25 protein-coding genes are annotated in these 24981 nt (G+C 71.4%); 6 read left to right on the plus strand and 19 right to left on the minus strand.

What is annotated here, in order from left to right; genetic code table 11:
- The first annotated feature begins 92 nt into the window (after positions 1-92).
- Both AB0C38_RS27005 and AB0C38_RS27010 read left to right on the plus strand, forming a co-directional pair.
- Positions 93-1118 carry a glycoside hydrolase family 88 protein gene (locus AB0C38_RS27005; protein ID WP_360678231.1) on the plus strand — a complete coding sequence of 342 codons (1026 nt, stop codon included), beginning with the start codon at positions 93-95 and terminating at the stop codon, positions 1116-1118.
- On the plus strand, positions 1115-3715 hold the full coding sequence (locus tag AB0C38_RS27010; protein ID WP_360678233.1) for a glycoside hydrolase family 97 catalytic domain-containing protein: 2601 nt from the start codon (positions 1115-1117) through the stop codon (positions 3713-3715). Before AB0C38_RS27005 ends, AB0C38_RS27010 begins: the two co-directional genes overlap by 4 nt.
- Positions 3716-3717: 2 nt before the next feature.
- Here the strand turns inward: AB0C38_RS27010 and AB0C38_RS27015 are convergent, their stop codons facing one another.
- The gene (locus AB0C38_RS27015; protein ID WP_360678235.1) at positions 3718-4497 is read right to left on the minus strand and encodes an enoyl-CoA hydratase-related protein; all 780 of its coding nucleotides are present in this window, start codon (positions 4495-4497) and stop codon (positions 3718-3720) included.
- 73 nt (positions 4498-4570) lie between these two features.
- Between AB0C38_RS27015 and AB0C38_RS27020 the strand changes: the two genes are divergently transcribed.
- Positions 4571-5407, plus strand: a complete 837-nt coding sequence (locus tag AB0C38_RS27020; protein ID WP_360678237.1) for an alpha/beta hydrolase — start codon at positions 4571-4573, stop codon at positions 5405-5407.
- Here AB0C38_RS27020 and AB0C38_RS27025 read toward each other — a convergent pair.
- The 3 genes from AB0C38_RS27025 to AB0C38_RS27035 all read right to left on the minus strand — a co-directional run bounded on the left by AB0C38_RS27025 (position 5400) and on the right by AB0C38_RS27035 (position 7998).
- The gene (locus AB0C38_RS27025) at positions 5400-5741 is read right to left on the minus strand and encodes a hypothetical protein (RefSeq protein ID WP_360678239.1); all 342 of its coding nucleotides are present in this window, start codon (positions 5739-5741) and stop codon (positions 5400-5402) included. The genes AB0C38_RS27020 and AB0C38_RS27025 overlap by 8 nt on opposite strands.
- The gene (locus AB0C38_RS27030) at positions 5741-7411 is read right to left on the minus strand and encodes a hypothetical protein (protein ID WP_360678241.1); all 1671 of its coding nucleotides are present in this window, start codon (positions 7409-7411) and stop codon (positions 5741-5743) included. Before AB0C38_RS27030 ends, AB0C38_RS27025 begins: the two co-directional genes overlap by 1 nt.
- Before the next feature lie 152 nt (positions 7412-7563).
- Complete coding sequence (locus AB0C38_RS27035) at positions 7564-7998, minus strand: MarR family transcriptional regulator (protein WP_360678243.1); 435 nt, start codon at positions 7996-7998, stop codon at positions 7564-7566.
- A gap of 52 nt (positions 7999-8050) precedes the next feature.
- Between AB0C38_RS27035 and AB0C38_RS27040 the strand changes: the two genes are divergently transcribed.
- Positions 8051-9313, plus strand: coding sequence for an amidohydrolase family protein (locus tag AB0C38_RS27040; RefSeq protein ID WP_360678245.1), 1263 nt, complete (start codon positions 8051-8053; stop codon positions 9311-9313).
- On the opposite strand, the gene AB0C38_RS27045 is transcribed toward AB0C38_RS27040, so the two are convergent.
- From AB0C38_RS27045 to ruvC, 8 genes are all read right to left on the minus strand, one after another.
- Positions 9310-11658 (minus strand): bifunctional (p)ppGpp synthetase/guanosine-3',5'-bis(diphosphate) 3'-pyrophosphohydrolase, encoded by a 2349-nt coding sequence (locus AB0C38_RS27045; RefSeq protein ID WP_360678247.1) that lies wholly within the window; start codon positions 11656-11658, stop codon positions 9310-9312. The two genes, AB0C38_RS27040 and AB0C38_RS27045, sit on opposite strands and share 4 nt — an antisense overlap.
- 305 nt (positions 11659-11963) lie before the next feature.
- Positions 11964-12482, minus strand: coding sequence for an adenine phosphoribosyltransferase (locus AB0C38_RS27050; protein WP_360678249.1), 519 nt, complete (start codon positions 12480-12482; stop codon positions 11964-11966).
- 1 nt (position 12483) lies between these two features.
- Complete coding sequence (gene secF, locus AB0C38_RS27055; protein WP_360678251.1) at positions 12484-13713, minus strand: protein translocase subunit SecF; 1230 nt, start codon at positions 13711-13713, stop codon at positions 12484-12486.
- Between the two features lies 1 nt (position 13714).
- The gene (gene secD, locus AB0C38_RS27060; RefSeq protein ID WP_360678253.1) at positions 13715-15517 is read right to left on the minus strand and encodes a protein translocase subunit SecD; all 1803 of its coding nucleotides are present in this window, start codon (positions 15515-15517) and stop codon (positions 13715-13717) included.
- Between the two features lie 218 nt (positions 15518-15735).
- The gene (yajC, locus tag AB0C38_RS27065; protein WP_360678255.1) at positions 15736-16143 is read right to left on the minus strand and encodes a preprotein translocase subunit YajC; all 408 of its coding nucleotides are present in this window, start codon (positions 16141-16143) and stop codon (positions 15736-15738) included.
- Between the two features lie 119 nt (positions 16144-16262).
- Positions 16263-17336 (minus strand): Holliday junction branch migration DNA helicase RuvB, encoded by a 1074-nt coding sequence (gene ruvB / locus AB0C38_RS27070; RefSeq protein WP_360678257.1) that lies wholly within the window; start codon positions 17334-17336, stop codon positions 16263-16265.
- Positions 17337-17345: 9 nt separating this feature from the next.
- The gene (gene ruvA, locus AB0C38_RS27075; RefSeq protein ID WP_360678259.1) at positions 17346-17939 is read right to left on the minus strand and encodes a Holliday junction branch migration protein RuvA; all 594 of its coding nucleotides are present in this window, start codon (positions 17937-17939) and stop codon (positions 17346-17348) included.
- The gene (gene ruvC / locus AB0C38_RS27080; protein ID WP_360678261.1) at positions 17936-18562 is read right to left on the minus strand and encodes a crossover junction endodeoxyribonuclease RuvC; all 627 of its coding nucleotides are present in this window, start codon (positions 18560-18562) and stop codon (positions 17936-17938) included. Before ruvC ends, ruvA begins: the two co-directional genes overlap by 4 nt.
- Positions 18563-18637: 75 nt before the next feature.
- Here ruvC and AB0C38_RS27085 point away from each other — a divergent pair, with 75 nt between their 5' ends.
- Positions 18638-19078 (plus strand): cupin domain-containing protein, encoded by a 441-nt coding sequence (locus AB0C38_RS27085; protein ID WP_360678262.1) that lies wholly within the window; start codon positions 18638-18640, stop codon positions 19076-19078.
- Here the strand turns inward: AB0C38_RS27085 and AB0C38_RS27090 are convergent.
- The 5 genes from AB0C38_RS27090 to AB0C38_RS27110 form a co-directional block, all read right to left on the minus strand.
- Positions 19075-19626 carry a DUF4262 domain-containing protein gene (locus tag AB0C38_RS27090; protein ID WP_360678264.1) on the minus strand — a complete coding sequence of 184 codons (552 nt, stop codon included), beginning with the start codon at positions 19624-19626 and terminating at the stop codon, positions 19075-19077. The genes AB0C38_RS27085 and AB0C38_RS27090 overlap by 4 nt on opposite strands.
- A 135-nt stretch (positions 19627-19761) precedes the next feature.
- Positions 19762-20517 (minus strand): YebC/PmpR family DNA-binding transcriptional regulator, encoded by a 756-nt coding sequence (locus AB0C38_RS27095; protein WP_360678265.1) that lies wholly within the window; start codon positions 20515-20517, stop codon positions 19762-19764.
- Between the two features lie 41 nt (positions 20518-20558).
- Positions 20559-21179 carry a pyridoxal 5'-phosphate synthase glutaminase subunit PdxT gene (pdxT, locus tag AB0C38_RS27100; RefSeq protein ID WP_360678267.1) on the minus strand — a complete coding sequence of 207 codons (621 nt, stop codon included), beginning with the start codon at positions 21177-21179 and terminating at the stop codon, positions 20559-20561.
- A gap of 222 nt (positions 21180-21401) precedes the next feature.
- Positions 21402-21722, minus strand: a complete 321-nt coding sequence (locus AB0C38_RS27105) for an AzlD domain-containing protein (protein ID WP_360678269.1) — start codon at positions 21720-21722, stop codon at positions 21402-21404.
- Positions 21722-22414 carry an AzlC family ABC transporter permease gene (locus AB0C38_RS27110; RefSeq protein ID WP_360678271.1) on the minus strand — a complete coding sequence of 231 codons (693 nt, stop codon included), beginning with the start codon at positions 22412-22414 and terminating at the stop codon, positions 21722-21724. The genes AB0C38_RS27105 and AB0C38_RS27110 overlap by 1 nt, the downstream gene beginning before the upstream one ends.
- Before the next feature lie 68 nt (positions 22415-22482).
- Here AB0C38_RS27110 and AB0C38_RS27115 point away from each other — a divergent pair, with 68 nt between their 5' ends.
- Positions 22483-23046: an XRE family transcriptional regulator gene (locus AB0C38_RS27115; protein WP_360678273.1), complete on the plus strand. Its 564-nt coding sequence runs from the start codon at positions 22483-22485 to the stop codon at positions 23044-23046.
- Between the two features lie 4 nt (positions 23047-23050).
- On the opposite strand, the gene pdxS is transcribed toward AB0C38_RS27115, so the two are convergent.
- Positions 23051-23971 carry a pyridoxal 5'-phosphate synthase lyase subunit PdxS gene (pdxS, locus tag AB0C38_RS27120; protein WP_360678275.1) on the minus strand — a complete coding sequence of 307 codons (921 nt, stop codon included), beginning with the start codon at positions 23969-23971 and terminating at the stop codon, positions 23051-23053.
- Positions 23972-24036: 65 nt separating this feature from the next.
- Entirely contained in the window at positions 24037-24981 is a 945-nt protein-coding gene (locus tag AB0C38_RS27125; protein WP_360678277.1) for a DUF5937 family protein, read from the minus strand.

Below are 24981 nucleotides of genomic sequence, written 5' to 3' on the forward strand. Positions count from 1 at the left end.
GGAAAGCGCTTCACGTCGTTCTCGCCGCCGTTCTCGGGCTGACTTTACTTTCCCGGCCGGCGGCCGCCGCGCCACCCGACTGGTCGCGGGCCGTGGCCGACACGACGATGGCGGCGCACCCCGCCGCGTCGCTGGGCCTCGGCTACACCGACGCGCTGTTCCTGCTGGGCCTGCACCGCGTCCACCAGCGCACGCACGACCCGCGCTACCTGGACTACCTCGAAGCCTGGGGCACCGCGAAGGTGAAGCCTGACGGCAGCACCGGCAACCCGTACAACGACCTGGACAGCATGCTGGCGGGGAACGTCTTCCTCGTGCTGGCCGCCGAAACCGGCGATCCGCGCTACTCCCTCGCGGCCCGCCGGATCCACGACCGCCTGGCCACCTATCCGCGCACGAGCGACGGCGGGTTCATTCACAACACCGCGTTCACCGGTCAGCTGTGGGCCGACGGCGCATTCATGCTCGACCCATTCCTGGCGCGTTACGGAACGGCGTTCGCCGACCCGGCGAGCGTCACCGAATCGGCCGAACAACTCCTCACCTATTTCGCGCATTTACGCCATCCGAGTGGATTGCTGTACCACGCCTACGACGAACGGCGAAAGCAGAGCTGGGCCGATCCGGTGACCGGGCTGTCCCCGGACGTGTGGTGCCGCGCGGTCGGCTGGTTCGGCGCCGCGACGGTCGACGTCCTCGACTCGCTGCCCGCGGCGGCCCCGCAGCGCCACGCCCTCGTCGGCGTCGTGCGGTACCTCGCCCAGGGGTTCCGCCGCTGGCAGGACCCGGCGACCGGCCGGTGGTTCCAGCTGACCGTCAAGCCCACCGCGGTGGACAACTGGACCGAGACGTCCTGCTCCAGCCTCTACACGTACACGCTTTCCCAGGCGGTGCAGCGCGGGTACGTCGGCAAGGAGTACCGGCCGGTGGTCGACCGCGGCTACGCGGGCGTGCTGGCCAAGGTGAGCGCGGCCGCCGACGGCAGTACCGCGATCACCGACATCAGCGTCGGCACCAACGTCGGCAACGGCCGCTACTACCTCGACCGTCCGCGCGTCACCAACGACTTCCACGGGCTCGGCGCGTTCCTGTACCTGAACGAGCAGGCCGGGCGATGAGGCGCGCCGTCCTGGCGCTCGTCGTGGCCTGCGCGGCTACCCTGGTCGCCACGATGCCCGCCGACGCCGCCGACCGCTGGACCGTGAGCCTCACCGGCGCGGTGACCGCCGAGGTCGCCCGCACCGGCGAGGGCGGCCTGACGTTCGCGGTGTCCCGCGGAGCCGCGGCCGTGCTCGCCCCGGCGCCGCTGGGCCTGCGGACGAAGACCGCCGACCTGACCCGGGACCTGCGGTTCCTCCGCCGCACCGACCGGATCGTGGACGAGCACTACCCGATGACCACCGGGAAGCGCCTGCAGCGGCACGCACGGGCGGCCGAGACGACGTTGTCCTTCGCCGGCGCGGGTGAAACGCGGCTCGACGTCGTCGTGCGCGCGGCCGCCGACGGTGCCGCCTACCGCTACGTGCTGCCGGCCGGCGGGACGATCACCGGCGAGGCGTCGTCGTTCACCCTGCCCGCGGCGGCGCCGGCGTGGCTGCTGCCCTACTCCCCCAACTACGAGAAGGTCCGCGTCGAGACCACCGCGAGCAGCGCGCAGGCGGGCGACTACGGCTTCCCGTCGCTGTTCGACACCGGCGACGGCGGCTACACACTGCTGACGGAGTCCGATGTAGACGGTCGCTACTCGGGTGCCCGGCTGACGCACGCGGCGGATTCGGCGAACTACGCGATCAAGCTCGCCGACGCCGCCGTCACCGGGGCCGGGCCGTTCGCCACGCCGTGGCGGGTCGCGATCACCGGCGACCTGGCGACGGTCACCGAGTCCACTTTGGTCGACGACCTCGCGCCGCCGTCGAAGCTCGCCGACACGTCCTGGGTCCGGCCGGGCAAGGTCGCGTGGTCGTGGCTGTCCGAACACGACAGTCCGCGTGATCCCGCGCGGCAGAAGCAGTACGCGGACTTCGCCGCGCGCAACGGCTGGCCCTACCTGCTCATCGACGAGGGCTGGGACGCCTCCTGGGTGCCGGACGTCATCCGGTACGCCCGCGCCCGCGGCGTCGAGGTGATCCTGTGGTTCCGCTGGACCACCCTCGACACGGAGGCCGAGCGCGCGAAGTGGCTGCCGCTGGTCGAGTCGTGGGGCGCGGCCGGGATCAAGGTCGACTTCATGGACTCCGACACGCAGGCGCGGTTCGGGTTCTACGACGACATCGCGGAAGCGACCGCGGCCCGGCACCTGATGCTCAACTTCCACGGCGCGACCATCCCCCGCGGCTTCCAGCGCACCTGGCCGCACGTGATGAGCTTCGAAGCCGTCCGCGGCGCGGAGCAGTTCAAGACGCGGGCCGCCACCAACACGATGTTCCCGTTCACCCGCAACGTCGTCGGCAGCATGGACTACACGCCGACCGCGTTCGTCGTGTCCGACCGGGACACCACGGACGCGCACGAGGTGGCGACGTTCTTCGTCTACGAGTCGGGCTGGCAGCACGGCGCGGACAAGCCGGAGAACTACGAAGCGCGGCCGGAGGCCCTGCACACGCTCGACCAGCTGCCGACGGTGTGGGACGAGACCCGGCTGCTGTCCGGGCGGCCCGGGCGGGAAGCCGTGTTCGCGCGCCGCTCGGGTGACCGGTGGTTCGTCGGCGGCATCGAGGCCGGGCCGGCCACGAAGGTGACGGCGCCGCTGGACTTCCTCGGCCACGGCCGCTGGCTCGCCGACACCCTGCGCGACGGGCCGTCCGGGCTGCTGCGGGAGAAGTCGACGGTCACCGCGGGCGGGCAGCTGACCGTGCCGGTGGCCGCGAACGGCGGGTTCGTCACGATCCTCTGCCCCGCGCGGCCCGGCCGGACGTCCTGCGACCAAGAGGTCCGGCAGGTGCCCGCGACCCGGCTGAGCGTCACGCCGCCGACGGCGGAGGGCACGAGCGTCGACGTCTCGGCGACCTTCGAGCTGCCGCGCGGTGGAGCATCGCTGTACGACGTCGAACTGGCACCGCTCACCCCGGCCGGCTGGCGCGTTACCGGGGAGCCGGTCTTCCGGCCGGTGCTGTCCGCCGGCCAGAGCGTGACGGGCACCTGGCGGTTCACCGGCGGCCCGGCGGGCACGACGGACCTGCCGATCGCCGCGACCTACCGCTTCCGCGGCGACCCCGAGCACCGGCCGGTGCACGTCGAGGCGGCGACCAGCGCGTTCATCCCGCCGCCGGCGCCCACCGGGACCGCGCAGGTCAGCGGGCTGCCGTTCCTGGCGTCGTCGAACGGCTGGGGCCCGGTGGAGCGTGACCGGTCCAACGGCGACACCGACGAGGGCGACGGGAACCCGCTGACCATCGCCGGGCAGACCTACGCGCACGGCCTGGGCACGAACGCGCCCAGCTCGGTGACGGTCTGGCTCGGTGGAGCGTGCACGGCGTTCTCGGCGGTCACCGGTCTCGACGACGAAGTGGGCAAGGAGGGCTCGGTGGCCTTCCGGATCGTGGGCGACGGCCGGGTGCTCGCCCAGACCCCGGTGCTGCGAGACGCCGACGGCGCGGTGCCGGTGACCGCGGACGTCACCGGCGTCCGCCGGCTGACGCTGGAGGTGACGGACGGCGGGGACGACGAGGACTCCGACCACGCCGACTGGGCCGACGCCACGGTGACCTGCACCTGACGTCAGCGGTGGGTGAAGCGCGGAGGGCGCCGCTCCAGGAACGCGGCGACGCCCTCCGCGTAGTCCTCGCCGTGCAGGGCTTCGGAGCGGATCTCCTCGACCTCCGCGTCCGAGGTCTCCTGCCCCGCCACGATCTTCTCGATGATCCGGTTCATCCCGCGGATCGACGCCTGCGAGCGCGAGCAGAGCGTCGAGACGAACTCCAGCGTCGAGGTCTCCAGCTCCTCGGGAGCGAAGACGTCGTTGAGCAGCCCGATCTCGCGGGCCCGGCCCGCCGTGATCAGCTCGCCCGACAGCAGGAAGTACTTGGCGTGCGCCGGCCCGACGAGGGACACCAGCTGGCGCGTCGAGTCGAAGTGGTAGACGATGCCGAGCTTCGCCGGGGTGATGCCGAACCGGGACCCCTCGGCCGCGAAGCGGAAGTCGCACGCCACCGAGACCTGGCAGCCGCCGCCGATGCAGTTGCCCTGGACCATCGCCACCGACGGCTTGCGCATCGCGGTCAGCGCCGCGACCGCGCCCTCGACCGCCTTGTCGTAGCTCGCCGCGCCGTCGGCCGTCGTCCGCAGCTCGCCGAACTCGCTGATGTCCGCGCCCGCCGAGAAGTGCTTCCCCGCGCCCGCGAGCACGAGCACCTTCAGCGCCGGGTCGGCCTCCACCTCGGCCACGACGTCCGGGATCGCCGACCACATGCCGTAGGTGATCGCGTTCATCTTCTCCGGCCGGGTCAAGGTCAGGCGGGCGACTTCGCCGTCGCGCGTGAGATCGAATCCGTCGGTCATGGATCGCACCCTAGCTTCTCGCCCTGAGCGAAAACTGCGGTGTGTGACACGGTCGGGTGGCTAGCTTGGGGCCATGACGATGATCGAGGTGGGCGGGACGGCGTTCGGCTACGACGAAGCGGGCGAGGGGCCCGCGGTCGTGCTGCTGCACGCCGCGATCGGCGACCGCAGGATGTGGGATCCGCAGTTCACCGCGCTCGCCGCCACGCACCGGGTGATCCGCTACGACCGCCGCGGCTTCGGCGAAACGGCCGACGGCCCCGGCGAGTACGCCCACTACGAGGACCTGCTGGCCCTGCTCGATGCCTGGGGGATCGAGCAGGCCACGCTGGTCGGGGCGTCGATGGGCGGGGCGTGCGCGCTGGACGCCGCCCTGGCCGCGCCGGAGCGGGTCACCCGGCTCGTGCTGCTCGGCTCCGGTCTCACCGGGCACACCTGGCCGGACCACATGCAGGCGGACCTCACCCGGCTGATGGCCGAAACCGTCCCGGCCGAGCGGCTCGCCCGCTACGCCGCTCGTGAGGGCGATGTCGACGAGGCGGACGTGCGCGCCATGGCGGAAGCCAACATCCGCTACCTCGTCGCCGGCCCGGAGCGCGACGTTTCCGCGCTGCCGGCCGACATGGTCGCCCTGGTGCGGGAAATGTGCGAGCAGGTCTACCGGCACGACTGGACGGCTCCACAGTGGACGGAGCGGATCCCGGACACCCGGCACCGGCTCGGCGAGATCACGACGCCCGCCCTGGTGGTCATCGGGACGTCGGACGCACGGGGACTCGTCGAGCTGTCCCACCACCTGGCGGGTTCGCTGCCGAACGCGGAGCTCGTCGAACTCCCCGACACCGGCCATCTCCCGGCCATGGAACGGCCGGACGAGGTCACCGCGCTGCTGCGGAAGGTCCTCAGCTGAAGATCTTCTGCACCTGCTCGGAGATCTTGGCGATCAGCTCGGAGAACTGAGCCGCCCCGCCCAGCAGGCCCTTGACCTTCTCCCAGCGGCTGCGCACCACCGCCGGCTCCGCGGCGTCGCCGGCGCGCAGGTCGCCGGCCAGGTCGGTCAGCGTGTCCTCCAGCACCTCCTGCTTCGCGAGGTCCTTGCCGCGCACCTCGGTCGTCAGCCGCTCGATCAGCTCCACCAGCGAGGAGACCGTGGCCTCGGCGGCGCCGCCCTCGATGCCGGTCTGCGTGATCCGGCCCGAGTTGTCGCCGCCGATGCTGACCTTGTTCGTGATCCGGTGTCCCATCAGGCCTCCGCTCCGGCCGGCGGGCCGGCCGTCTTGGGCGGGCGCGGCCGCGAGCCGCGCTGCCCGGTCTGGGTGATCGGGGCGCTGTTGTCGCCGCCGATGGTGATGTCGTTGTGGATGACGACCTTCGCCTGCTCCTCGAACTTCGCCGTCGAGAACCCGGCGTCGCCGAGCAGCTTGCCGATCGTCGGCAGGAGCCGGCTCTCGATGATCTTCTCGTACCGTTCGATGTCGACGAGCTGGAAGTAGTCGGTGAACAGGTTGACCGAGCCGAGCTCGCGCAGGGTGTCGGCGGCGCCGTAGCGCTCCGGGTCGAGGACGCCCTCTTCACGCCTCGGCTGCCGGATCCACGACGCCAGGTTCACGATCCGGCCCGGCACGCTCGCCGGCAGCTCCAGCCAGGTGAGCAGCCCCTGGCCGAACGGGCGCAGGGACTCCTGCCGCATCTTGTCCACGGCGCGGTACTCGGCCCGGACCGGCGGCAGCATGAACGGCGTCCACTCGACGTAGAGCGTCGTGTCGTCCACCGCCAGGTGCAGGAACGTCGTGAGCACCAGGTCCCGGTCCCAGGTCTCCACCTGGAAGCACAGGTAGTAACGCGCCCACTCCTTCGGCTCCCGCCGGATCCGCTCGACGTCGGCCTCGCTCAGCCGGGTGTGGGGCGGGTACCCGATGTCCGGCAGGAAGGCGGCGGCCTCGGCCTCCCCCAGGTGGTCGACGAGCTCGGCGGCGGGCGTGAACACCGCTTCGGTCACGGTCAGCGAGCCCAGCCGGCGGTCCGGGGACAGCGCAGCCGAGCGGCGGAGGTCGCCGATCGCCCCGCGGATCTCCTCGTACAGCGTCTCGGTGGTGAGCTCGCGGCGGTCCTCGGGCTCGCGCTCGTCGTCTTCGTCCCGCTCCAGCGGGATCGCCATGGACCAGGAGTCGCGCCGGAACCCCGCGCCCACGAACGGTTTGTAGCCGCGGTACACCACCAGGGGCGCGCCGGCGAACTCGTCGACCCGCTGGAAGCGGCCGAGCTGCTCGCGGAAGTCTTCGGTGAACAGCCCGCTGAGGCTGCCGCTGTCGGGGGCGGGCGGGGCGAAGCGCTTGAAGCGCGTCGTCAGCAGGTTCCACAGCGACCAGCGCTCGAAGGTCACGACCATGAGCACGACGACGGCGAGCACGATGCCGATGACGTACCGGGCGGTGTCGCCGCCCGAAGTGACCGCGTAGAGGTCCGGGTCGTAGTACCGCGACGAAGACCGGCTCCCGGAGCTGAAGATCTCGTCCCAGTAGACCAGCAGCAGCAACGCGGCCACGACGGCGACGGCCAGGACGGCGAGCGTCTTCGGGGTGAACGCCCGCTCCGTTCCGTACCGGTTCTTCCCCGCCCGCACGACCACGAGCGCGACCGACAGCACGATCCAGCCGTACAGCAGCGGGTTGTCCCACGACAGCCCGATGACAACGGCCATGAGCAGCACGAGCAGGCCGTCGTAGTTCTTCCGGCGCGCCCGCGCCCGCACGGCCTCGGTGAGCACGCGGCCCGCGTCGAGGCCCGGGGACGGCGGGACCGGCCGGGTCGGCTCGACGAGGAACTCGGTGATCGCCCGCGTGCCGTAGCGGTGATCGAGGTAGGAGGCCGCGCAGAGGTAGCGCGTGGTGTCGTCGGCCGAGCCAGGAGGCATGCGTGCTCCCTCGGGGAATTCCGGAAACCCACCCTTGCAATTTGCAAACCGTAGCATGCACATCCGGGACAGGTGACGGTATTTCGGACACCGCCGCGCACCCCCGTCCGGCCATTCCCGGCCGACCGGCACTGTCCGAAGTGGACGCCGCGCTAGTCGTCCAGGCGGCCGATCAGCTGCTCGCCCCAGGCCTGGATGGCCTCGGCCTGTTCGGGCGCGAGCCGGTCGAGGACGAGCCTGCGGATGGTGGCGCCGTGCACCCGGGTGGCACTCTCCGCCGCCCGGCGGCCTTCGCCAGTCAGTTCGACGCCGGTGCGACGGCCGGTCGCGCCGTCCTCGATCCGCGCCACCAGGCCGCGATTCTCCATCCGGGTCAGCAGGTGCGCGACGCGGCTCTTCTCCCAGCCGAGCGCGTCGGCGAGCTCGCCGACGCGCATCGGCCGGGTCAGCGTCATCAGCACGCTGAACTCGGCCTTCGAAATGCCGCAGTCGCGCTGCAGGCCGCGGTCGAGCTCCCGGACGAGCAGCCGCTGGGCGCGCATCCAGGTGTCCCAGAACTCCCAGTCCGCAGAGCTCATATCCGCCATGACGACAGTTTACGCTAGAGTTGACACGTCAACTCTTGGGGAAAGGTCATTCATGAAGACACGCCTGCGCGGCGGCCTGGTGGTCAGCATGGATCCGGCCGTGGGGGATCTCCCCCGCGGCGACGTCCTCATCGAGGACGGCCGGATCGCCGCGATCGGCGCCACGCTCGACAGCGCCGCCGCCGAGGTCGTCGACGCGACCGGGAAGATCGTGCTGCCCGGGTTCGTCGACACCCACCGGCACACCTGGCAGACGGCGTTCCGCGGCCTCGGCGCGGACTGGACGTTCGACCAGTACCGCGTCGCCGTGCACGGCCGGCTCAAACCGCACTATCAACCGGAGGACGTGTACCTGGGCAACCTCCTCGGCCGGCTCGAAGCGCTCAGCTCCGGCGTCACGACCATGCTCGACTGGTTCCACTGCGCCGGGCGCCCGGAGAACGCCGACGCCGCGATCGCGGCGCTGCACGCCGCGCCCGGCCACTCGATCTTCTGCTACGGCGCCGACGGGCCGGACATCGCGCCGGAGATCCGGCGGGTGCGGGCGTCGCTGCCGGGCGACGCCATGGCACTGGGCCTGCGCGGACCTGTGGTGTCCACAATGGACGAAACCGCCGCGGATGTCGCGCTGGCCCGAGAACTCGGGCTGCGCGTGAGCACCCACGTCCACGGCACCGGCGGCTGGCCGCACGGCGACCGGCCGATCGCCGGGATGCGCGAGCGCGGGCTGCTCGACGACCGCACCACCATCGTGCACGGCAACGGGCTCTCCGACGACCAGCTGGCGATGCTGGCCGACGCGGGCAGTTCGGTGTCGATCAGCCCGGACGTCGAGCTGAAGATGGGCTTCGAGCCGCTCGTGACCGGCCGGGCGCTGGCCGCCGGGCTCCGGCCGTCGCTGTCGATCGACGATTGCCCGTCGGCCGGCGGGGACATGTTCGGCGCCATGCGCACCGCCCTGGCCGCCGAGCGCGGCGGCGTCACGACCCGGGACGTCCTCGGGTTCGCCACCGTGGAGGGGGCCCGGGCGTGCGGACGGAACACCGGCAGCCTCACCGTCGGCAAGGACGCCGACCTCGTCCTGCTCGACGCCGAAGACCTCTCGGTCTTCCCCGTCGGCGACCCGGCCGGCACGATCGTCGCCGCCGGTCATCCCGGCCTGGTGGACAGCGTCTTCGTCGCCGGCAAGGCAGTCAAGCGCGACGGCCGGCTGCTCGGCGTCGACCTGCCCGCCCTGCGCGCGCGGCTGCTGGAGTCGCGCGACCGGATCGCCGCGGCCGCCGGCGTCGCGGTCGATGGGTCGTGGACGCCCTAGGAAGCCGACGTCACGCGGTAGACGTCGTAGACGCCTTCCACCCCACGGACGACCTTGAGGACGTGACCGAGGTGCTTCGGGTCGCCCATCTCGAACGAGAACCGGCTGACCGCGACGCGGTCACGGGAGGTCGTCACCGACGCCGAGAGGATGTTGACCTTCTCGTCGGCCAGCACCTTCGTGACGTCGGAGAGCAGCCGGTGCCGGTCGAGCGCCTCGACCTGGATGGCCACCAGGAACACCGAAGACGCCGACGGCGCCCATTCGACCTCGACCAGCCGCTCGGGCTGGGACTGCAGGTCGCCGGCGTTCGTGCAGTCGGTGCGGTGCACCGAAACGCCGCCGCCGCGGGTCACGAAGCCGAGGATCTCGTCGCCCGGCACCGGGGTGCAGCAGCGGGCGAGCTTGGCCCAGACGTCGCTGGCGCCCTTGACCACCACGCCGACGTCGTTGGAGCCGCGGCGGCGGGTGACCGTGGACGGCGTGGCCCGCTCGGCGAGCTCCTCCTCCGCCGCGTCGACGCCGCCGATGAGGGCCACCAGCCGCTGCACGACGTGCTTCGCGCTGGTGTGGCCCTCGCCGACCGCCGCGTACAGCGACGAGATGTCGGCGTGGCGCAGCTCGGTGGCCACCGCGCCCATCGACTCCGCGGAGACCAGCCGCTGGATCGGCAGGCCGACCTTGCGGATCTCCTTGGTGATGGCTTCCTTGCCGCCTTCGATCGCCTCGTCGCGGCGTTCCTTGGCGAACCACTGCCGGATCTTCGCGCGCGCCTTCGGCGAGCCGGCGAACTGCAGCCAGTCGCGGCTCGGGCCGGCGTTCTCCGCCTTCGAGGTGAAGATCTCGATGACTTCGCCGTTTTCCAGCTTGCGTTCCAGCGCCACCAGGCGGCCGTTGACGCGGGCGCCGATGCAGCGGTGCCCGACCTCGGTGTGCACGGCGTAGGCGAAGTCGACCGGCGTCGAGTCCACGGGCAGCGTGATCACGTCGCCCTTCGGCGTGAACACGAAGATCTCACGCGAGGCCAGCTCGTAGCGCAGCGACTCGAGGAAGTCACCCGGGTCCGCCGCCTCACGCTGCCAGTCGAGGAGCTGACGCATCCACGCCATCTCGTCGACGTCCACGGCGTTGCCGTTGTGCGTGCCCTTGGTTTCCTTGTAGCGCCAGTGCGCCGCGATGCCGTACTCGGCGGTGCGGTGCATCTCGTAGGTGCGGATCTGCACCTCGAGGGGCTTGCCGTCCGGGCCGATCACCGTGGTGTGCAACGACTGGTAGACGCCGAACCGCGGCTGGGCGATGTAGTCCTTGAACCGGCCGGGGACCGGCTGCCACAGGGCGTGCACGACACCCATCGCCGCGTAGCAGTCGCGGACGTCCTCGACCAGGATCCGCACGCCGACGAGGTCGTGGATGTCGTCCAGGTCGCGGCCGCGAACGATCATCTTCTGGTGGATCGAGTAGTAGTGCTTCGGCCGGCCCTCGACCTTCGCGGTGATCCGCGACGACACGAGGTTGCTGGTCAGGTCGGTGATGACCGACCGCAGGTAGATGTCGCGCGAGGGCGCGCGGTCGGCGACCAGGCGCACGATCTCGTCGTACTTCTTGGGCTGCAGGATGGCGAACGCGAGGTCCTCGAGCTCCCACTTCACCGTGGCCATGCCGAGCCGGTGCGCGAGCGGGGCGAGGACTTCGAGCGTCTCGCGGGCCTTGCGGGCCTGCTTCTCGGGCGGCAGGAAGCGCATGGTGCGCATGTTGTGCAGCCGGTCGGCGAGCTTGATGACCAGGACGCGGGGGTCCTTGGCCATCGCGATGACCATCTTGCGGATGGTCTCGGCCTCGGCGGAGGTGCCGAGCTTGACCTTGTCCAGCTTGGTGACGCCGTCGACGAGTTCGGCGACCTTCTCGCCGAAGTCGGCCTTCAGGCTCTCGACGGCGTAGCCGGTGTCCTCGACCGTGTCGTGCAGCAGCGCCGCGACGAGGGTCGTGGTGTCCATACCCAGCTCGGCGAGGATCGTGGCGACGGCGAGCGGGTGGGTGATGTAGGGGTCGCCGGACTTGCGCCGCTGGCTCCGGTGCAGTTCCTCGGCGACGTCGTAGGCGCGCTGCAGCAGCCCGAGGTCGGCGTTGGGGTGGAGCTCGCGGTGGCTGACGGCCAGGGGTTCGAGAACCTGCTTGACCGGGGCGGCGCGCTGCGCGGTGATCCGCCGGGCGAGCCGCGCCCGGACCCGCCGGGTCGCGGACGGGTTCGGCGCCGCACCGTTCGGCCTGGACGGCTGGGCCGCCGCCTGCCCGTTCTGCGGCGCGCCCTCTTTCGGGGGCACCGCGGCGTCGAGCTCCTGGCTCACCCGCACCTCCTGCTGCTCGTGCGGCCTTCGAACCCCCAGGGTAGCCGTTGCGTCTCGCGGCCCTCTCGGGTGCGCCCGCTCAGGGGGATGCCAAGCCGCGGACCAGCGGATTCACCCGATCGCCCGGCGTGGCGAACCCGGAACCCGCGTGCCCCGGCCCGTGACTCACGTGATCCGGCCCGTCACTCACGTGATCCGAGCCGTCACCCGTGTGATCGAGGCCGGAACTCGCGAGTTCCGGCCTCGATCACGCGAGTTCGGTCTTGAATCACGCCGGTTCCGTGCTCGATCACGCCAACAGGAGGTCAGCAGACCTGGAGCGCGTGGACCTTCCGGTTCGCCAGGACGTCCCGGCCCCGCAACGCCGCCAGCTCCAGGACCACCGACACGCTGTCGACCACCGCTCCCACGTCTTCCAGGAGCTTGCCCGTCGCCGCCACCGTGCCGCCCGTCGCGAGGACGTCGTCGACGATCGCGATGCGCTGGCCCGGCCGGACCACGCCCTCCGGGAGCTCGACCGTCGCCGTGCCGTACTCCAGCGCGTAGTCCACCCGGCCCGCCACCCGCGGGAGCTTGCCGGGCTTGCGGACCAGCACCACGCCGAGGCCGCGGGCGTACCCGACGGCCGCGGCGAGGAGGAACCCGCGGGCCTCCACGCCGGCGAGCGCCTCGACCCCGGGGTCGAGGGTGCCCGCCAGCGCGTCGGTCACCGCTTTGAACGCGCCCGCGTCCGCGAACAGCGGACTCAGGTCGCGGAACAGCACGCCGGGCTCCGGGAAGTCCGGCACCTCGGCGATCAGGCCGAGGGCGTCGTCCAGCCGCACGTCAGCGCTTCCGCTTGCCCGCGGGCTTGCCGGACGGACGCTGCTTCTGGATCCGGGCGGGGACGCTGGCCGCGGCCGCGTACGCCTTCTCCTTGCGCAGCTCCTTCGCCAGGGCGTCGTCGTCCGAAGCGTCGAAGTCCTCTTCGCCGGCCGCCCGGCGCTCCTGGATGACCCGGCGCTGACGGACGCGCTCGGCCTGCTGCTTGTACTTCGGGTCGCGCATCTTCAGGTCGACCAGCAGCGGCGTCGCCAGCGCGACCGACGACAGCACGCCGACCAGGGTGCCGGTGAGCTGCACCAGCGCCAGGTCCTGCAGCGTGCCCGAGCCGAGCAGGATGTACCCGACGATCAGCAGGCCCAGGATCGGCAGCAGCGCGATGAACGCCGTGTTGAACGACCGCATCAGGGTCTGGTTCAGCGCCAGGTTCGCGGCCTCGCCGTAGGTGCGGCGGGTCAGCCCGAGCAGGCCGCGCGTGTTCTCGCGGACCTTGTCGAACACCACCACCGTGTCGTACAGCGAGAACCCGAGGATCGTCAGCAGGCCGATCACGGTCGCCGGCGTGACCTCGAAACCGACCAGCGAGTACACGCCGGCCGTGACCAGGATGTCGTGCAGCAGCGAGATGAGCGCCGCCGCGGCCATCCGCGGGTCGAAGTAGATCGCCAGGAAGATGACGACCGCCACGAGGAACACCGCGAGCGCGAGCAGCGCCTTCTGCGAGATCTCGCCGCCCCAGGACGCGCTCACCGCGCTGTCACTGATCGCCTGCACGCTCGGCTGCTTGTTGCTGCCGATCGGGCCCAGGTCCTGGAACAGGCCCTGCTTGACCTTCGCGACGTCGGCCGCGTCCAGCGTGTCGGTGCGGATCTGGATGGTCGACGCCTCGCCGGAGCCGACCTTCTGCGTCTCCGTGGGGGGACGGCCGAGCGCCTTCTCGAACGACGTCCTCGCCTGGTCTTCGGTGATCACGCCGTGAGTGCCGGTGGCCGGCATCTGGACCTGCGTGCCGCCCTCGAACTCGATGCCGATGTTGAAGCCGCGGAAGATCATCGAGGCGAGGCACACCAGCACCAGCGCGCCGAAGAAGAAATACCAGCGCCTGCGCTTGCCGACGACGTCGAACGCACCGGTGCCGACGTAGAGCCGGTGGAAGACGCTTTCCCTCTTGCCGGGCTTCACCTTCGCCTTGGCGTTGCCTTCGGCGTCCGTGCCCAGTTCTTCGACCGCCACGTCAGGCCTCCTTCACGTTCGCGCGGCCGACCGTGGTCGACTTCTTACGCTGCGAACCCACTTGCTGCACGGCGCCGAGACCCAAGTGCCTCGGATTGGACAGGAAAGACGACTTCGACGTGGACACGATGGCCACCAGCGGGTGCGTCACCAGGTACACGACCACGAGGTCGAGCACCGTGGACATGCCGAGGGTGAACGCGAAGCCCTGGACGTCGCCGACGGCGATGACGTACAGGATGGCCGCGGCCAGGAAGCTCACGCCGTCCGAGGCCAGGATGGTGCGCCGGGCGCGGACCCAGCCTCGTGGCACCGCGGACCGGAACGTCCTGCCTTCCCGGATCTCGTCTTTAAGCCGTTCGAAGTAGATGACGAACGAGTCCGCCGTGATCCCGATGGCGATGATCAAGCCGGCGATGCCCGCCAGGTCCAGCGTGTAGCCGATCCAGCGGCCGAGCAGCACGAGCACCGCGAACACCAGCGCGCCGGACAAGGCCAGCGACAGGATGGTGAGCACGCCGAGCAGCCGGTAGTAGAACAGGCAGTAGATGAAGACCACCAGCAGGCCGATGCCGCCGGCGATGAGGCCGGCCTGCAGCGAAGCCAGGCCGAGGGTCGCCGACACCGTGGTCGCGTCCGAAGACGCGAACGACAGCGGCAGCGAGCCGTACTTCAGGATGTCCGAGAGGTCCTTCGCCTCGGACTGGGTGAACTTGCCGGTGATCTGGGTGTTGCCGTCGAGGATGGCGACCTGGATGTTCGGCGCGGACACGACCTGCGTGTCGAGCACGAAGGCCGCCTGCTGGCCCTGGTTCTTCGAGGTGAAGTCGGCCCAGATCTTGGTGCCCTCGCTCTTGAAGCTGAGGTTCACCGTCCACTGGCCGCGCTGCGAGTCGTAGGCCGAGTTCGAGTCCGCGATCTCGGTGCCCGGCAGGAACTCCGGCTCCAGCAGGTACTTGTACGTGTCGTGGTCACCGCAGGCGACCAGCGGCAGCTTCGGGTCGTCGTTGCCCTCGAGCGGGTCCTTGGCGTTGGGCGCGCAGGTGAGCGACGCCATCGCCTGCGCGATGAGCTCCTGGTTCGGCTGGCCGTCGGCGCCGATCAGGTCCTTGTTCTGCCGGAGCGCCTTCGCGGCCTGGATCTCCTTCGCCGTGTCGGCGTCCACCGAGCCGTCCGAAGGGGCCGGCGCCTGGCTCGACGCGGGCGGCGGCGTGGTGCTGCTGCTCGGCGGGGCCGGCGTGGTGCTCTGCTGCTGCGCGGGCGCCGCGGCGGGGGCACCGCCACCACCGGCGGCCGGGCTGGACGGCGGAGCGCTGGAGCTCGCCGTCGGCGCGCCCGAAGAAGGCGGCGCCGAGCTGCTGGGGGCGCCCGAGCTCGGGGTCCCGGTGGCCGGCGGCGGCGTGGTCTGCGGCGGGACGACCGGCTGCGTCGCGTTCGAGACGACCTTCCGGAAGCCCAGCTTCGCGGTCTTGCCCAGGTTCTTCGCCTGGTCGCCCTGCTCGCCGGGAACGGTGATGACGACGTTGTTGCCGTCCAGGAGGACCTCGGTGCCGCCGACGCCGATCCCGTTGACGCGCCGTTCGATGATCTGGCGCGCCTGGTTCAGGGACTCGCGGGTCGGCTGGCCGCCGTCGGGGGTGCGGGCGGTGAGCGTGACCCGGGTGCCGCCCTGCAGGTCGATGCCCAGCTTCGGGGTCGGCTTGTGGTTGCCGGTGAGGAACACCAGCGCGTACAGCACGATCACGATCAGGGCGAACAGGGCGAGATAGCGTCCCGGGCGGAGATGCCCGGCAGAAGCTGCCACGGTGCTTCGGTCTCCTCGGACGGGGTGGACCCCAAGTTGCGGTGCCCGCCCGGAGGGTTACCGGGAGGGACTGTGTGCGATTCACTCCCGGGCACGGGTATGACGGCGGACACGCACGCAGCACCGAGACAGTACTCGGTGCTGCGTGAGCCCGGCGTGCGAGGCCGTACCGACTTTCGTCGGTGGTTTTCGTGGCCTGCCCAGGGGTTGCCGCGGGGTTACTTCTTGCCGTGCTCCAGCGGCGGCGCCACCTGAGCGGTGGTCTGCGGCTCGTCGTCGGTCTTGATGCCCGAGCCCGACTCGATGATCGACTCTTCGGCGGGCGCCTCGACCTCGTCGACCGAGTCCTCTTCGGTCTCGACGACCGGCTCGACCTTCTCGCGGATCGCGAGCCGCAGCCAGGTGGTGACGACGCCAGGGGCGATCTCGATGTCGATCGTGTTGTCACCGGAGGCATCGGCGATGGTGCCGTAGAGACCCGAGGTGGTCATCACGCGGTCACCGGCCGACAGGCTGCTCTGCAGGTCCTGCTGCGCCGCCTGCTGCTTCTTCTGCTTTCGCGTGCTCATCACCAGCGGCACGGCGAGGACGAGCACGAGCAGCAGGGGCAGCAATAGCTGTTGCATGATTCTCCGTTCGACGGACTCCGGGCCCAGCCGAAATGTCCGGTTTTTGGGTATGTGCTCCTGTCGAGTGTGCCAGGTACCAGCGCGGACGCCAGCACCCACCCGCCGGTTCGGGCCGCTCAGTCCTGCGCGAACGGCGAGAGCCCGCCCGGGTCGGGGCGCCCCGGGTGGTCGGCTGGCGGCACCATCCCGAGGTGCTCCCAAGCGGCCGCGGTGGCGACCCGGCCACGCGGGGTGCGGGCGAGCATACCGGCGCGCACGAGGTAGGGCTCGCACACCTCTTCCACGGTGGTCGGCTCCTCCCCCACGGCGACCGCCAGCGTCGAGATCCCGACCGGCCCGCCGCCGAACGACCTGGTCAGCGCGGTGAGCACGGCCCGGTCGAGCCGGTCGAGGCCCAGCTCGTCGACGTCGTAGACGGCCAGCGCGGCCCGCGCGATCTTCACGGTCACCTTGCCGTCGGCGCGGACCTCGGCGTAGTCGCGGACGCGCCGCAGCAGCCGGTTCGCGATCCGGGGCGTACCGCGCGAGCGGCCGGCGACCTCCGCGCTGGCCTCGCGGTCGATCGCGATGTCGAGGATCGTCGCCGCGCGGCGGACGACCAGGTCCAGCTCGGTGTCGGTGTAGAACTCCATCTGGCCGGTGAAGCCGAACCGGTCGCGCAGCGGCCCGGTCAGCGAACCGGACCGGGTGGTAGCCCCGACCAGCGTGAACGGCGCGATCTCCAGCGGGATGCTCGTGGCGCCGGGGCCCTTGCCGACCACGACGTCGACCCGGAAGTCCTCCATCGCCAGGTAGAGCATCTCTTCGGCGGGGCGGGCGATCCGGTGGATCTCGTCGATGAACAGGACGTCACCGGGCGCGAGGTTGGACAGCATCGCGGCCAGGTCGCCGGCGCGTTCCAGCGCCGGGCCCGAAGTGATCCGGATGGCCGCGCCCAGCTCGGCCGCGACGATCATCGCCATCGACGTCTTGCCCAGCCCGGGCGGCCCGGAGAACAGGACGTGGTCGGGCGGCACCCCGCGGCGGCGCGCGCTCTCCAGCACCAGCTCCAGCTGCTCGCGCACGCGCGGCTGGCCGATGAACTCGTCGAGCTTGCGGGGCCGGAGCGTGCCCTCGATGTCCCCGTCGCCACTTTGGGCCCATGCGGAGAGGGCGTCGTCCTCGTCCTCGGTCACGGCCTCATAGTCCACGAAGCGTCCCTACCGTTTCCGGCCGAGGGTGGTCAGCGAGGCGCGCAGCACGCTGGACGTCGTGTGCCCGTCGCCGTCGGCGAGCACCTTGTCCACGGCCTGCTCGGCCTGCTTCGCCGGGAACCCGAGCCCGGCCAGCGCTTCGACGACCTCCGCGCGCAGCGCACCGGGCGCGGTGACCGCGGGCGCGTCGCCGGAGCCGAGCGCGGTGACCTTGTCGCGCAGCTCCAGGGTGAGCCGCTCGGCGCCCTTGCGGCCGATGCCGGGCACCGACGTGAGCACGGTGATGTTGCCTTCGACCAGCGCGCCCCGCAGCTTGCCGGGGTCGAGCACGGCGAGGGTGGCCAGCGCGAGCCGCGGCCCGATCCCGGACACCGTCTGCAGCAGGCCGAACAGCTCCCGCGCGTCGGCGTCGGCGAAGCCGAACAACGTCAGCGAGTCCTCGCGCACGACCAGCGCGGTGTGCAGCCGGGCCTCTTCGCCGCGGCGCAGGGTGGCGAGGGTCGCTGGGGTGGCCTGCACGGCGAAGCCGACCCCGCCGACCTCGACCACCACGTGGTCCAGGCCGACCGACAGGACTTCCCCGCGTACCGACGAGATCATCGTGCTGCTCCAGGTTTCTTCACAACAGGCTTCAATGGGGGCTTCAGTGGGGGCTTCTTCGTGGCTTGCTTGGCGGCCGCGGCCAACCGGGCCTTGTGCGTGCGGGCCATCTCGGCCGCGCGGGCCTCGGCTTCGGCGAGCCGGGCGCGCATCGGCTCGCGCCAGAGGTGGCAGATGGCCAGCGCCAGCGCGTCCGCGGCGTCGGCGGGGTGCGGGGCGACCTCGAGGTTGAGCAGGCGCATCACCATGGTGGTGACCTGCGCTTTGTCCGCCCGGCCCGACCCGCTGACCGCGGCCTTCACCTCGCTCGGCGTGTGGAAGACGACCGGCAGGCCCCGCCGCGCGGCGGCCAGGGCGACCACCCCGCCGGCCTGCGCGGTGCCCATCGCGGTCCGGACGTTGTGCTGGGCGAAGACGCGCTCGACCGCCACGGCCTCCGGCTTGTACTTGTCCATCCACCGCTCGACCTCGTCGGAGATGCCGAGCAGCCGGTGCGCCAGATCGGCGTCGGGCGGCGTCCGCACGACGCCGACGGCCACACAGCGGACGGTCCGGCCCTTGCCACCGTCGACCACCCCCAGGCCGCACCTGGTCAGACCGGGGTCGACCCCGAGCACCCGCACCCGTTTTTCCTTCCCGCCGCGAACACCAGTTCGAGCTAGCAGGCTACTGGGCGCTTCTGCGGCAGGATGGGAGACATGCCGGAGCCGTCGGATTTCGTCACCCACCTGGGCCTTCAGCCGCTGCCCGTCGAAGGCGGGCAATGGGCGCAGAGCTGGCGTTCGGAGACCGGCTCGGCGATCTACTACCTGCTCGTCGCGCCGGAGCTCTCCGCGCCGCACCGGCTGGACCGCGTCGAGGTCTACGCCCACCACGCGGGCGCGCCCGCGGCGATGCTGCTGCTGCACCCGGACGGCTCGGTCGAGCGGCCGGTGCTCGGGACGGACGTCGCCGCCGGGGAGCGGCCGCAGGTCGTCGTGCCCGCGGGGACCTGGCAGGCCACCGTCACGCGCGGGGAATGGAGCCTGCTCGGCACCGTCGTCGTACCGCCCTACACGGACGGCTGCGTGGAGTTCGCGGCCGCCGCGGACCTCGCTTCGCGATACCCGGAAGCGGCCGCCGACCTGCGGAAGTTCTAGGGACCGTCGACGCCGGGGGTCCAGCTTTCCGGGTCGCCGCTTTCGGTGAGCACCAGCTGCCACCGGGCGAAGCCTTCGGGTGCGTCCGGGTGCCAGGGGAACTTGCCCTCGGGCGTGGCGACGATCAGCTGCAGGGCCGGGAAGTCGCCGTCGGGGTAGATGAGGAACGCGGTGCCGAAGTACTCGGGGTAGTGCCCCTTGTTGACGCGCTCGAGGACGACCGGGACGCCTTCGAAGAAGTCGTCGTAGCGCTTGCCGACCTCGAAGATCTCCCCGTTGGCCGCGCGGTCGACGTAGGCGTCGAGCAGCACCTGGCCCATCTGGTCGGGCAGCCCGACGACGACCGCCTCGGGGACGTGGTGCAGCGCCCACGCGCAGGCGGTGAAGCAGTAGCCGGCGCCCTCGTCGTCGCCCGCGACCGTGATGACCGCGTTGCCGCGTTCCTTCGCCTGCCCCTCGATCCATTCGATCAGGCGCAGTTCGTCCGCGGAGAGTTCGGCGGTGATGTCGGCGGAAGCGGCGGGGGTCGTCGAGGTCACGGCGCACATTCTGCCTGACGAGCCCGCCCCCGCCCAGTGCCCGGGCCGGAAAAGTTCCGGCTACGGCCCGGAATCCCCTGCGGTGCAAGGGAAAAAGAAATGCGCCGCGGAAAGTTCCGCGGCGCATCCCGTTCGCTTTCGCACTCAGCCGACTTCGGCGAGCACCTCGTCCGACACATCGAAGTTCGCGTAGACGTTCTGCACGTCGTCGCAGTCTTCGAGGGCGTCGATCAGCCTGAAGACCTTCTTCGCGCCGTCCGCGTCCAAGGGGACGCTGACCGACGGGAGGAACGTCAGCTCCGCCGACTCGTACTCGAAGCCGGCCTCCTGCAGCGCCTTGCGCACCGGGACCAGGTCGCCGCCTTCGGACACGATCTCGAAGGTCTCGTCGAGGTCGTTGACCTCTTCCGCCCCCGCGTCGAGGACCGCCATGAGGACGTCGTCCTCGGTGGCGTCGCCCTTCGTCACGATCACGACGCCCTTGCGGGTGAACATGTAGGCGACCGAGCCCGGGTCGGCGAGGGAGCCGCCGTTGCGCGTGAGCGCGGTGCGGACCTCCATCGCGGCGCGGTTCTTGTTGTCGGTGAGGCACTCGATCAGCACCGCCACGCCGTTGGGGCCGTACCCCTCGTACGTGATGTTCTGCCAGTCGGCGCCGCCGGCCTCTTCACCACCGCCGCGCTTGCGGGCGCGCTCGATGTTGTCCTGCGGGACCGAGTTCTTCTTCGCCTTCTGGATGGCGTCGTAGAGCGTGGGGTTGCCGTCCGGGTCGCCACCACCGGTGCCGGTCCGCGCGGCCACCTCGATGTTCTTGATCAACCGAGCGAAGAGCTTGCCGCGCTTCGCGTCGAGGTTGGCCTTCTTGTGTTTCGTGGTGGCCCACTTGGAGTGGCCGCTCATCTCTCCTCCATCTGTTCCGTACCCCGGCCGGGCACCGCGTCTCAAGCAGCCTGTCGCACGAGGTCGACGAACAACCGGTGCACCCGCACGTCGGGCGTCAGTTCCGGGTGGAACGCGGTCGCCAGCACCGCCCCTTGCCGGACCGCGACGATCCTAGCGGCCTCGTCGCCCAGGCCGGGGACGCCGCTGACCGTGGCCAGTACCTCGACGCCGTCTCCGGCCTTCTCGACCCACGGGGCCCGGATGAACACCGCGTGCACTGGCTGGCTGTATATACCGGCGAAGTCGAGATCGGCTTCAAAGGAGTCGACCTGCCTGCCGAAGGCGTTGCGCCGGACGACGACGTCGAGCCCGCCGAGCTGCTGCTGGTCCGGCCGCCCGTCGAGGGTCTGCCGCGCCAGCAGGATCATCCCGGCGCACGAGCCGAAGACGGGCAGGCCGCCGGCGATCCGCGCGCGCAGCGGCTCCAGCAGTTCGAAGCTCTCCAGCAGCCGCGACATGGCTGTCGACTCGCCACCGGGCAGCACCAGACCGTCCACTTCGGACAGCTCAGCCTCCCGGCGAACCGGCTTCGCCCGCGCGCCCGCTTCTTCCAGCATCGCGACGTGCTCCCGCACGGCACCCTGCATGGCGAGCACACCGATGACCGGCTCCGACGACACCCGACCTCCCGAAAGACCTTCCCACCAGCCTAGACGCCCTCCCCCGCCACCTCCCCGGCAGGTCAGCCCGGCCCCGGACCGCCGCCACGGACGCCATGAACGACTCTTTCACCGCGCCGGACGCGATGAAAGAGTCGTTCATGACGCCAGACAGCCGACCGGCCCAACTCGCGCCGGACCTTCGCGCCCCCGGCCCGAGCAACCGGCCAACAGCGGGACCGATCAGGGAACCCCGGCCAGCCGCAGCAGCGCCGTCGTCGCCGCGGCGGCCACCACCACCAGCACGAACGGCGCCTTCCGCCACGCCAGCACCCCGGCGACCAGCACCCCCGCCGGCCGCGCGAAGCCCGCGAAACCATGCCCCTCCGTCAACGCGCTGACCGCGACCAGCGCCGCCAGCAGCACCACCGCCGCCAGCGCCATCAGCCGCTCCGCCTTCGGGGACACCTTCACCCGGGTGCGCAGCACCGGCCCGGCGAACCGGAACGCGAACGTCCCCACGGCCAGCACCACCGTGCCGACCAGCAGCTCCACCCCATCCATCAGTGCACCTCCTGCGGTTCGGGTTCCTTCGCCAGGACACCCACGACGACGCCGGCCAGCGCCAGCAGCACCGGGAGCCCGGCGGGCAGGAACGGCGTCGCGGCCAGCGCGACCACCACGCCCACCAGCACCGGCAGCCGGGTCGCCTTGTCCCGCAGGGACGGCAGCACCAGCGCCAGCAGCACCGCCGGGAACGCGGCGTCCAGGCCGAAGACGTCGGTGTCGCTGATCGCCGACCCGGCGAACGCGCCGATCAGCACACCGGCGTTCCAGCAGACGAAGATCCCCAGCCCGCAGGCCCAGTAGGCCGCGCGGCGGCGCCGGGCTTCGTCCTGGGACATCGCGAACGCCACCGTCTCGTCGCTCATCAGGTGGCTGCCCATCAGCCGGGCCGGCCACCGCTTGCCCAGGACGTCGCCGATCGCGAAGCCGAACGGCAGGTGCCGCGCGTTGGCCAGCAGCCCGGCGAGCACGGCCGCGAACGGGTTGCCACCCGCGGCCACGATCCCGATGAACATGAACTGGGACGCGCCGGCGAAGACCAGCACCGACATCAGCATGGGCAGCCACAGCGGGAAGCCCGAGCTCACCGCGATGGCTCCGTAGGAAGCCCCCACGAGACAATCGGCCAAGCAGACCAGGCCGATGTCGCGGGCGAGGCCCCGATCGAGTGTTCGCCAAATCGAACGCATGTGTTCTACGGTGAACACAGGCACCCGTGTTCGTCAAGACGAACAGAACGACCGATGGAGCGAACGGCATGTCGCAGGAAACAACGGGCGCGCCGCTGGAGATCATCGCGGCGTCCCTGCGCCGGGAACGCACCCGCGCGGGCTTGTCCCTGACCGAGGTCGCGCGCCGCGCCGGCCTGGCCAAGTCGACGCTGTCGCAGCTCGAGTCGGGTACCGGCAACCCCAGCGTCGAGACGCTGTGGGCGCTCGGCGTCGCCCTCGACGTGCCGTTCTCCCGGCTGGTCGAGCCGGAGCGGCCCAAGGTCCGCGTCATCCGCGCCGGCAAGGGCCCGACGGTCTTCGCCGAGCACGCCGACTACGCGTGCACGCTGCTGTCGGCCTGTCCCCCGTCCGCGCGGCGGGACATGTACCTCATCCGGGCGGAGCCGGGCACTCCCCGGCGCAGCGACCCGCACATGACCGGCGTGATGGAGCACATCGTGCTGTGCGCGGGACGCGCCCGGGTGGGCGTGCAGGAAGCGCCGGAGGAGCTGAACCCCGGCGACTACATCTCCTACCCGGGCGACGTCCCGCACCTCTTCGAAGCCCTCGAGCCGGGTACGTACGGCGTCGAGATCTCCGAATACCTCTAGGACGTCACCAGCCGCGCTCGGCCAGGCGGTGCGGCTCCGGGAGCTCTTCGACGTTGATGCCGACCATGGCCTCGCCCAGGCCGCGCGAGACCTTCGCGAGGACGTCCGGGTCGTCGTAGAACGTCGTGGCCTTGACGATCGCCGCGGCGCGCTGGGCCGGGTTGCCGGACTTGAAGATGCCGGAGCCGACGAACACGCCCTCGGCGCCGAGCTGCATCATCATCGCCGCGTCGGCCGGGGTGGCGATGCCGCCCGCGGTGAACAGCACCACCGGGAGCTTCCCGGCCTGCGCCACCTCGCGAACCAGCTCGTACGGCGCCTGCAGCTCCTTGGCCGCGACGAACAGCTCGTCCTCGGGCAGCGAGGTCAGCTTCCGGATCTCGCCGCGGATCTGCCGCATGTGCGTGGTGGCGTTGGAAACGTCGCCGGTGCCGGCCTCGCCCTTGGAGCGGATCATCGCCGCGCCCTCGGTGATCCGGCGCAGAGCCTCGCCGAGGTTGGTCGCGCCGCAGACGAAGGGGACGGTGAACGCCCACTTGTCGATGTGGTTGGCGTAGTCGGCCGGGGTGAGCACCTCGGACTCGTCCACGTAGTCGACCCCGAGGGACTGCAGCACCTGCGCCTCGACGAAGTGGCCGATGCGGGCCTTCGCCATCACCGGGATCGAGACGGTCTCGATGATGCCGTCGATCAGGTCGGGGTCGCTCATCCGCGCGACGCCGCCCTGCGCGCGGATGTCGGCGGGCACGCGCTCCAGCGCCATCACCGCGACCGCGCCGGCGTCTTCGGCGATCTTGGCCTGCTCGGCGGTGACCACGTCCATGATCACGCCGCCCTTGAGCATCTCGGCCATGCCGCGCTTCACCTTGGCGGTGCCGGTGACGGACTGGACGGTGCCACTGGAGGTGGTCTGCTGCTCGGACACGACGAGGCCTTTCCACAAGAAGAACGGGGGGTGACGACTCCGAGCGTAGGTCCGCGGTGGACCCTTCAAGCAGGCCAGTACGCGGCTATCTCAGGAGTCCACTTCCGGCACCCCCGCGACCAGGACTTCCGCAGCCCGGGTGCGTGCGTACAGCACGTGACGTCCGGCACGGTGCCCGCTGACCAGGCCCGCGGCCTTGAGGACGCCGAGGTGCTGCGACACCGCCCCGGCGCTGCCCGGCCGCGGCCCACCACGGCGGCCAGCGCGCCGGGTGCGACGGCGGTGCCGGTCTCCCAGAGCGTGGCGATCCCGCGCGGCGGGTAGCGCAGCACCGGTTGCCACCGCGGGTCGGTCTTGGAGAACACCCGCGGCCAGACGAACGCCGAGGGCACCAGCACCAGGCCACGCCCGTCGAGCGGCACGGCCGCGTGCAGGTGGCGGTGCGCGACGGTGAGCGTGCCGCCCTCCCACCGGACGAGCGGGGTGAGGTCGTTGAACAGCTCGGCGGCCCCGCCCTGGGCCAGCAGCCGCGACCGGTGCAGCACGTCGGCCTCGAGCAGCGCGCGGATCCGGGGCCAGTCGGGGGCGAGCACCAGCTCCCAGTACCGCTCCATCAGCGTGGCGAGCCGGTCGAGTCCGGCCTCGGGGTCGCGGTGGAACCGGTTCAGCGCGGGCGTGCGCGGCCCGCTCATCGCGTCCAGCTCCCGCCGGACGGCGCGGGCGGGGACGTCGCGCAGGTCGGCGAGCTCGTCGGCGAGGTCGGGCAACGGCGTCGACGGCGTGCCGGCCAGGAAGCCGGGCAGGTGCCGCAGCGGGACGAGGTCGCGCAGCAGCCCGATGTCGAGCCCGGCCTCCTCGAGCGCCGCGGTCGCGCGCTTGACCCACGGCAGGTGCAGGGCGTGCTCCCCCGGCCGGTTCAGGACGCGGACGCTCGCCACGATCTCCCACGCCGGGGAGAACGCGAACCGGGTGTGCGCCAAGTCCTCTGTGGAGAATGCCAGGTCGAGCAC

It is taken from the genome of Amycolatopsis sp. NPDC048633, from assembly GCF_040650695.1.
Classification (GTDB): Bacteria; Actinomycetota; Actinomycetes; order Mycobacteriales; family Pseudonocardiaceae; genus Amycolatopsis.

What these genes read in the sequence shown, in the direction of transcription:
- yajC (WP_360678255.1), bottom strand. Translation starts at nt 16,143, where the DNA reads ATGCAACAGCTATTGCTGCCCCTGCTGCTCGTGCTCGTCCTCGCCGTG.
- AB0C38_RS27105 (WP_360678269.1), bottom strand. Translation starts at nt 21,722, where the DNA reads ATGGATGGGGTGGAGCTGCTGGTCGGCACGGTGGTGCTGGCCGTGGGG.
- AB0C38_RS27095 (WP_360678265.1), bottom strand. Translation starts at nt 20,517, where the DNA reads ATGAGCGGCCACTCCAAGTGGGCCACCACGAAACACAAGAAGGCCAAC.
- AB0C38_RS27025 (WP_360678239.1), bottom strand. Translation starts at nt 5,741, where the DNA reads ATGGGACACCGGATCACGAACAAGGTCAGCATCGGCGGCGACAACTCG.
- AB0C38_RS27010 (WP_360678233.1), top strand. Translation starts at nt 1,115, where the DNA reads ATGAGGCGCGCCGTCCTGGCGCTCGTCGTGGCCTGCGCGGCTACCCTG.
- AB0C38_RS27015 (WP_360678235.1), bottom strand. Translation starts at nt 4,497, where the DNA reads ATGACCGACGGATTCGATCTCACGCGCGACGGCGAAGTCGCCCGCCTG.
- AB0C38_RS27110 (WP_360678271.1), bottom strand. Translation starts at nt 22,414, where the DNA reads ATGCGTTCGATTTGGCGAACACTCGATCGGGGCCTCGCCCGCGACATC.
- AB0C38_RS27085 (WP_360678262.1), top strand. Translation starts at nt 18,638, where the DNA reads ATGCCGGAGCCGTCGGATTTCGTCACCCACCTGGGCCTTCAGCCGCTG.
- AB0C38_RS27040 (WP_360678245.1), top strand. Translation starts at nt 8,051, where the DNA reads ATGAAGACACGCCTGCGCGGCGGCCTGGTGGTCAGCATGGATCCGGCC.
- AB0C38_RS27035 (WP_360678243.1), bottom strand. Translation starts at nt 7,998, where the DNA reads ATGGCGGATATGAGCTCTGCGGACTGGGAGTTCTGGGACACCTGGATG.
- AB0C38_RS27020 (WP_360678237.1), top strand. Translation starts at nt 4,571, where the DNA reads ATGACGATGATCGAGGTGGGCGGGACGGCGTTCGGCTACGACGAAGCG.
- ruvA (WP_360678259.1), bottom strand. Translation starts at nt 17,939, where the DNA reads ATGATCTCGTCGGTACGCGGGGAAGTCCTGTCGGTCGGCCTGGACCAC.
- AB0C38_RS27090 (WP_360678264.1), bottom strand. Translation starts at nt 19,626, where the DNA reads ATGTGCGCCGTGACCTCGACGACCCCCGCCGCTTCCGCCGACATCACC.
- AB0C38_RS27030 (WP_360678241.1), bottom strand. Translation starts at nt 7,411, where the DNA reads ATGCCTCCTGGCTCGGCCGACGACACCACGCGCTACCTCTGCGCGGCC.
- AB0C38_RS27115 (WP_360678273.1), top strand. Translation starts at nt 22,483, where the DNA reads ATGTCGCAGGAAACAACGGGCGCGCCGCTGGAGATCATCGCGGCGTCC.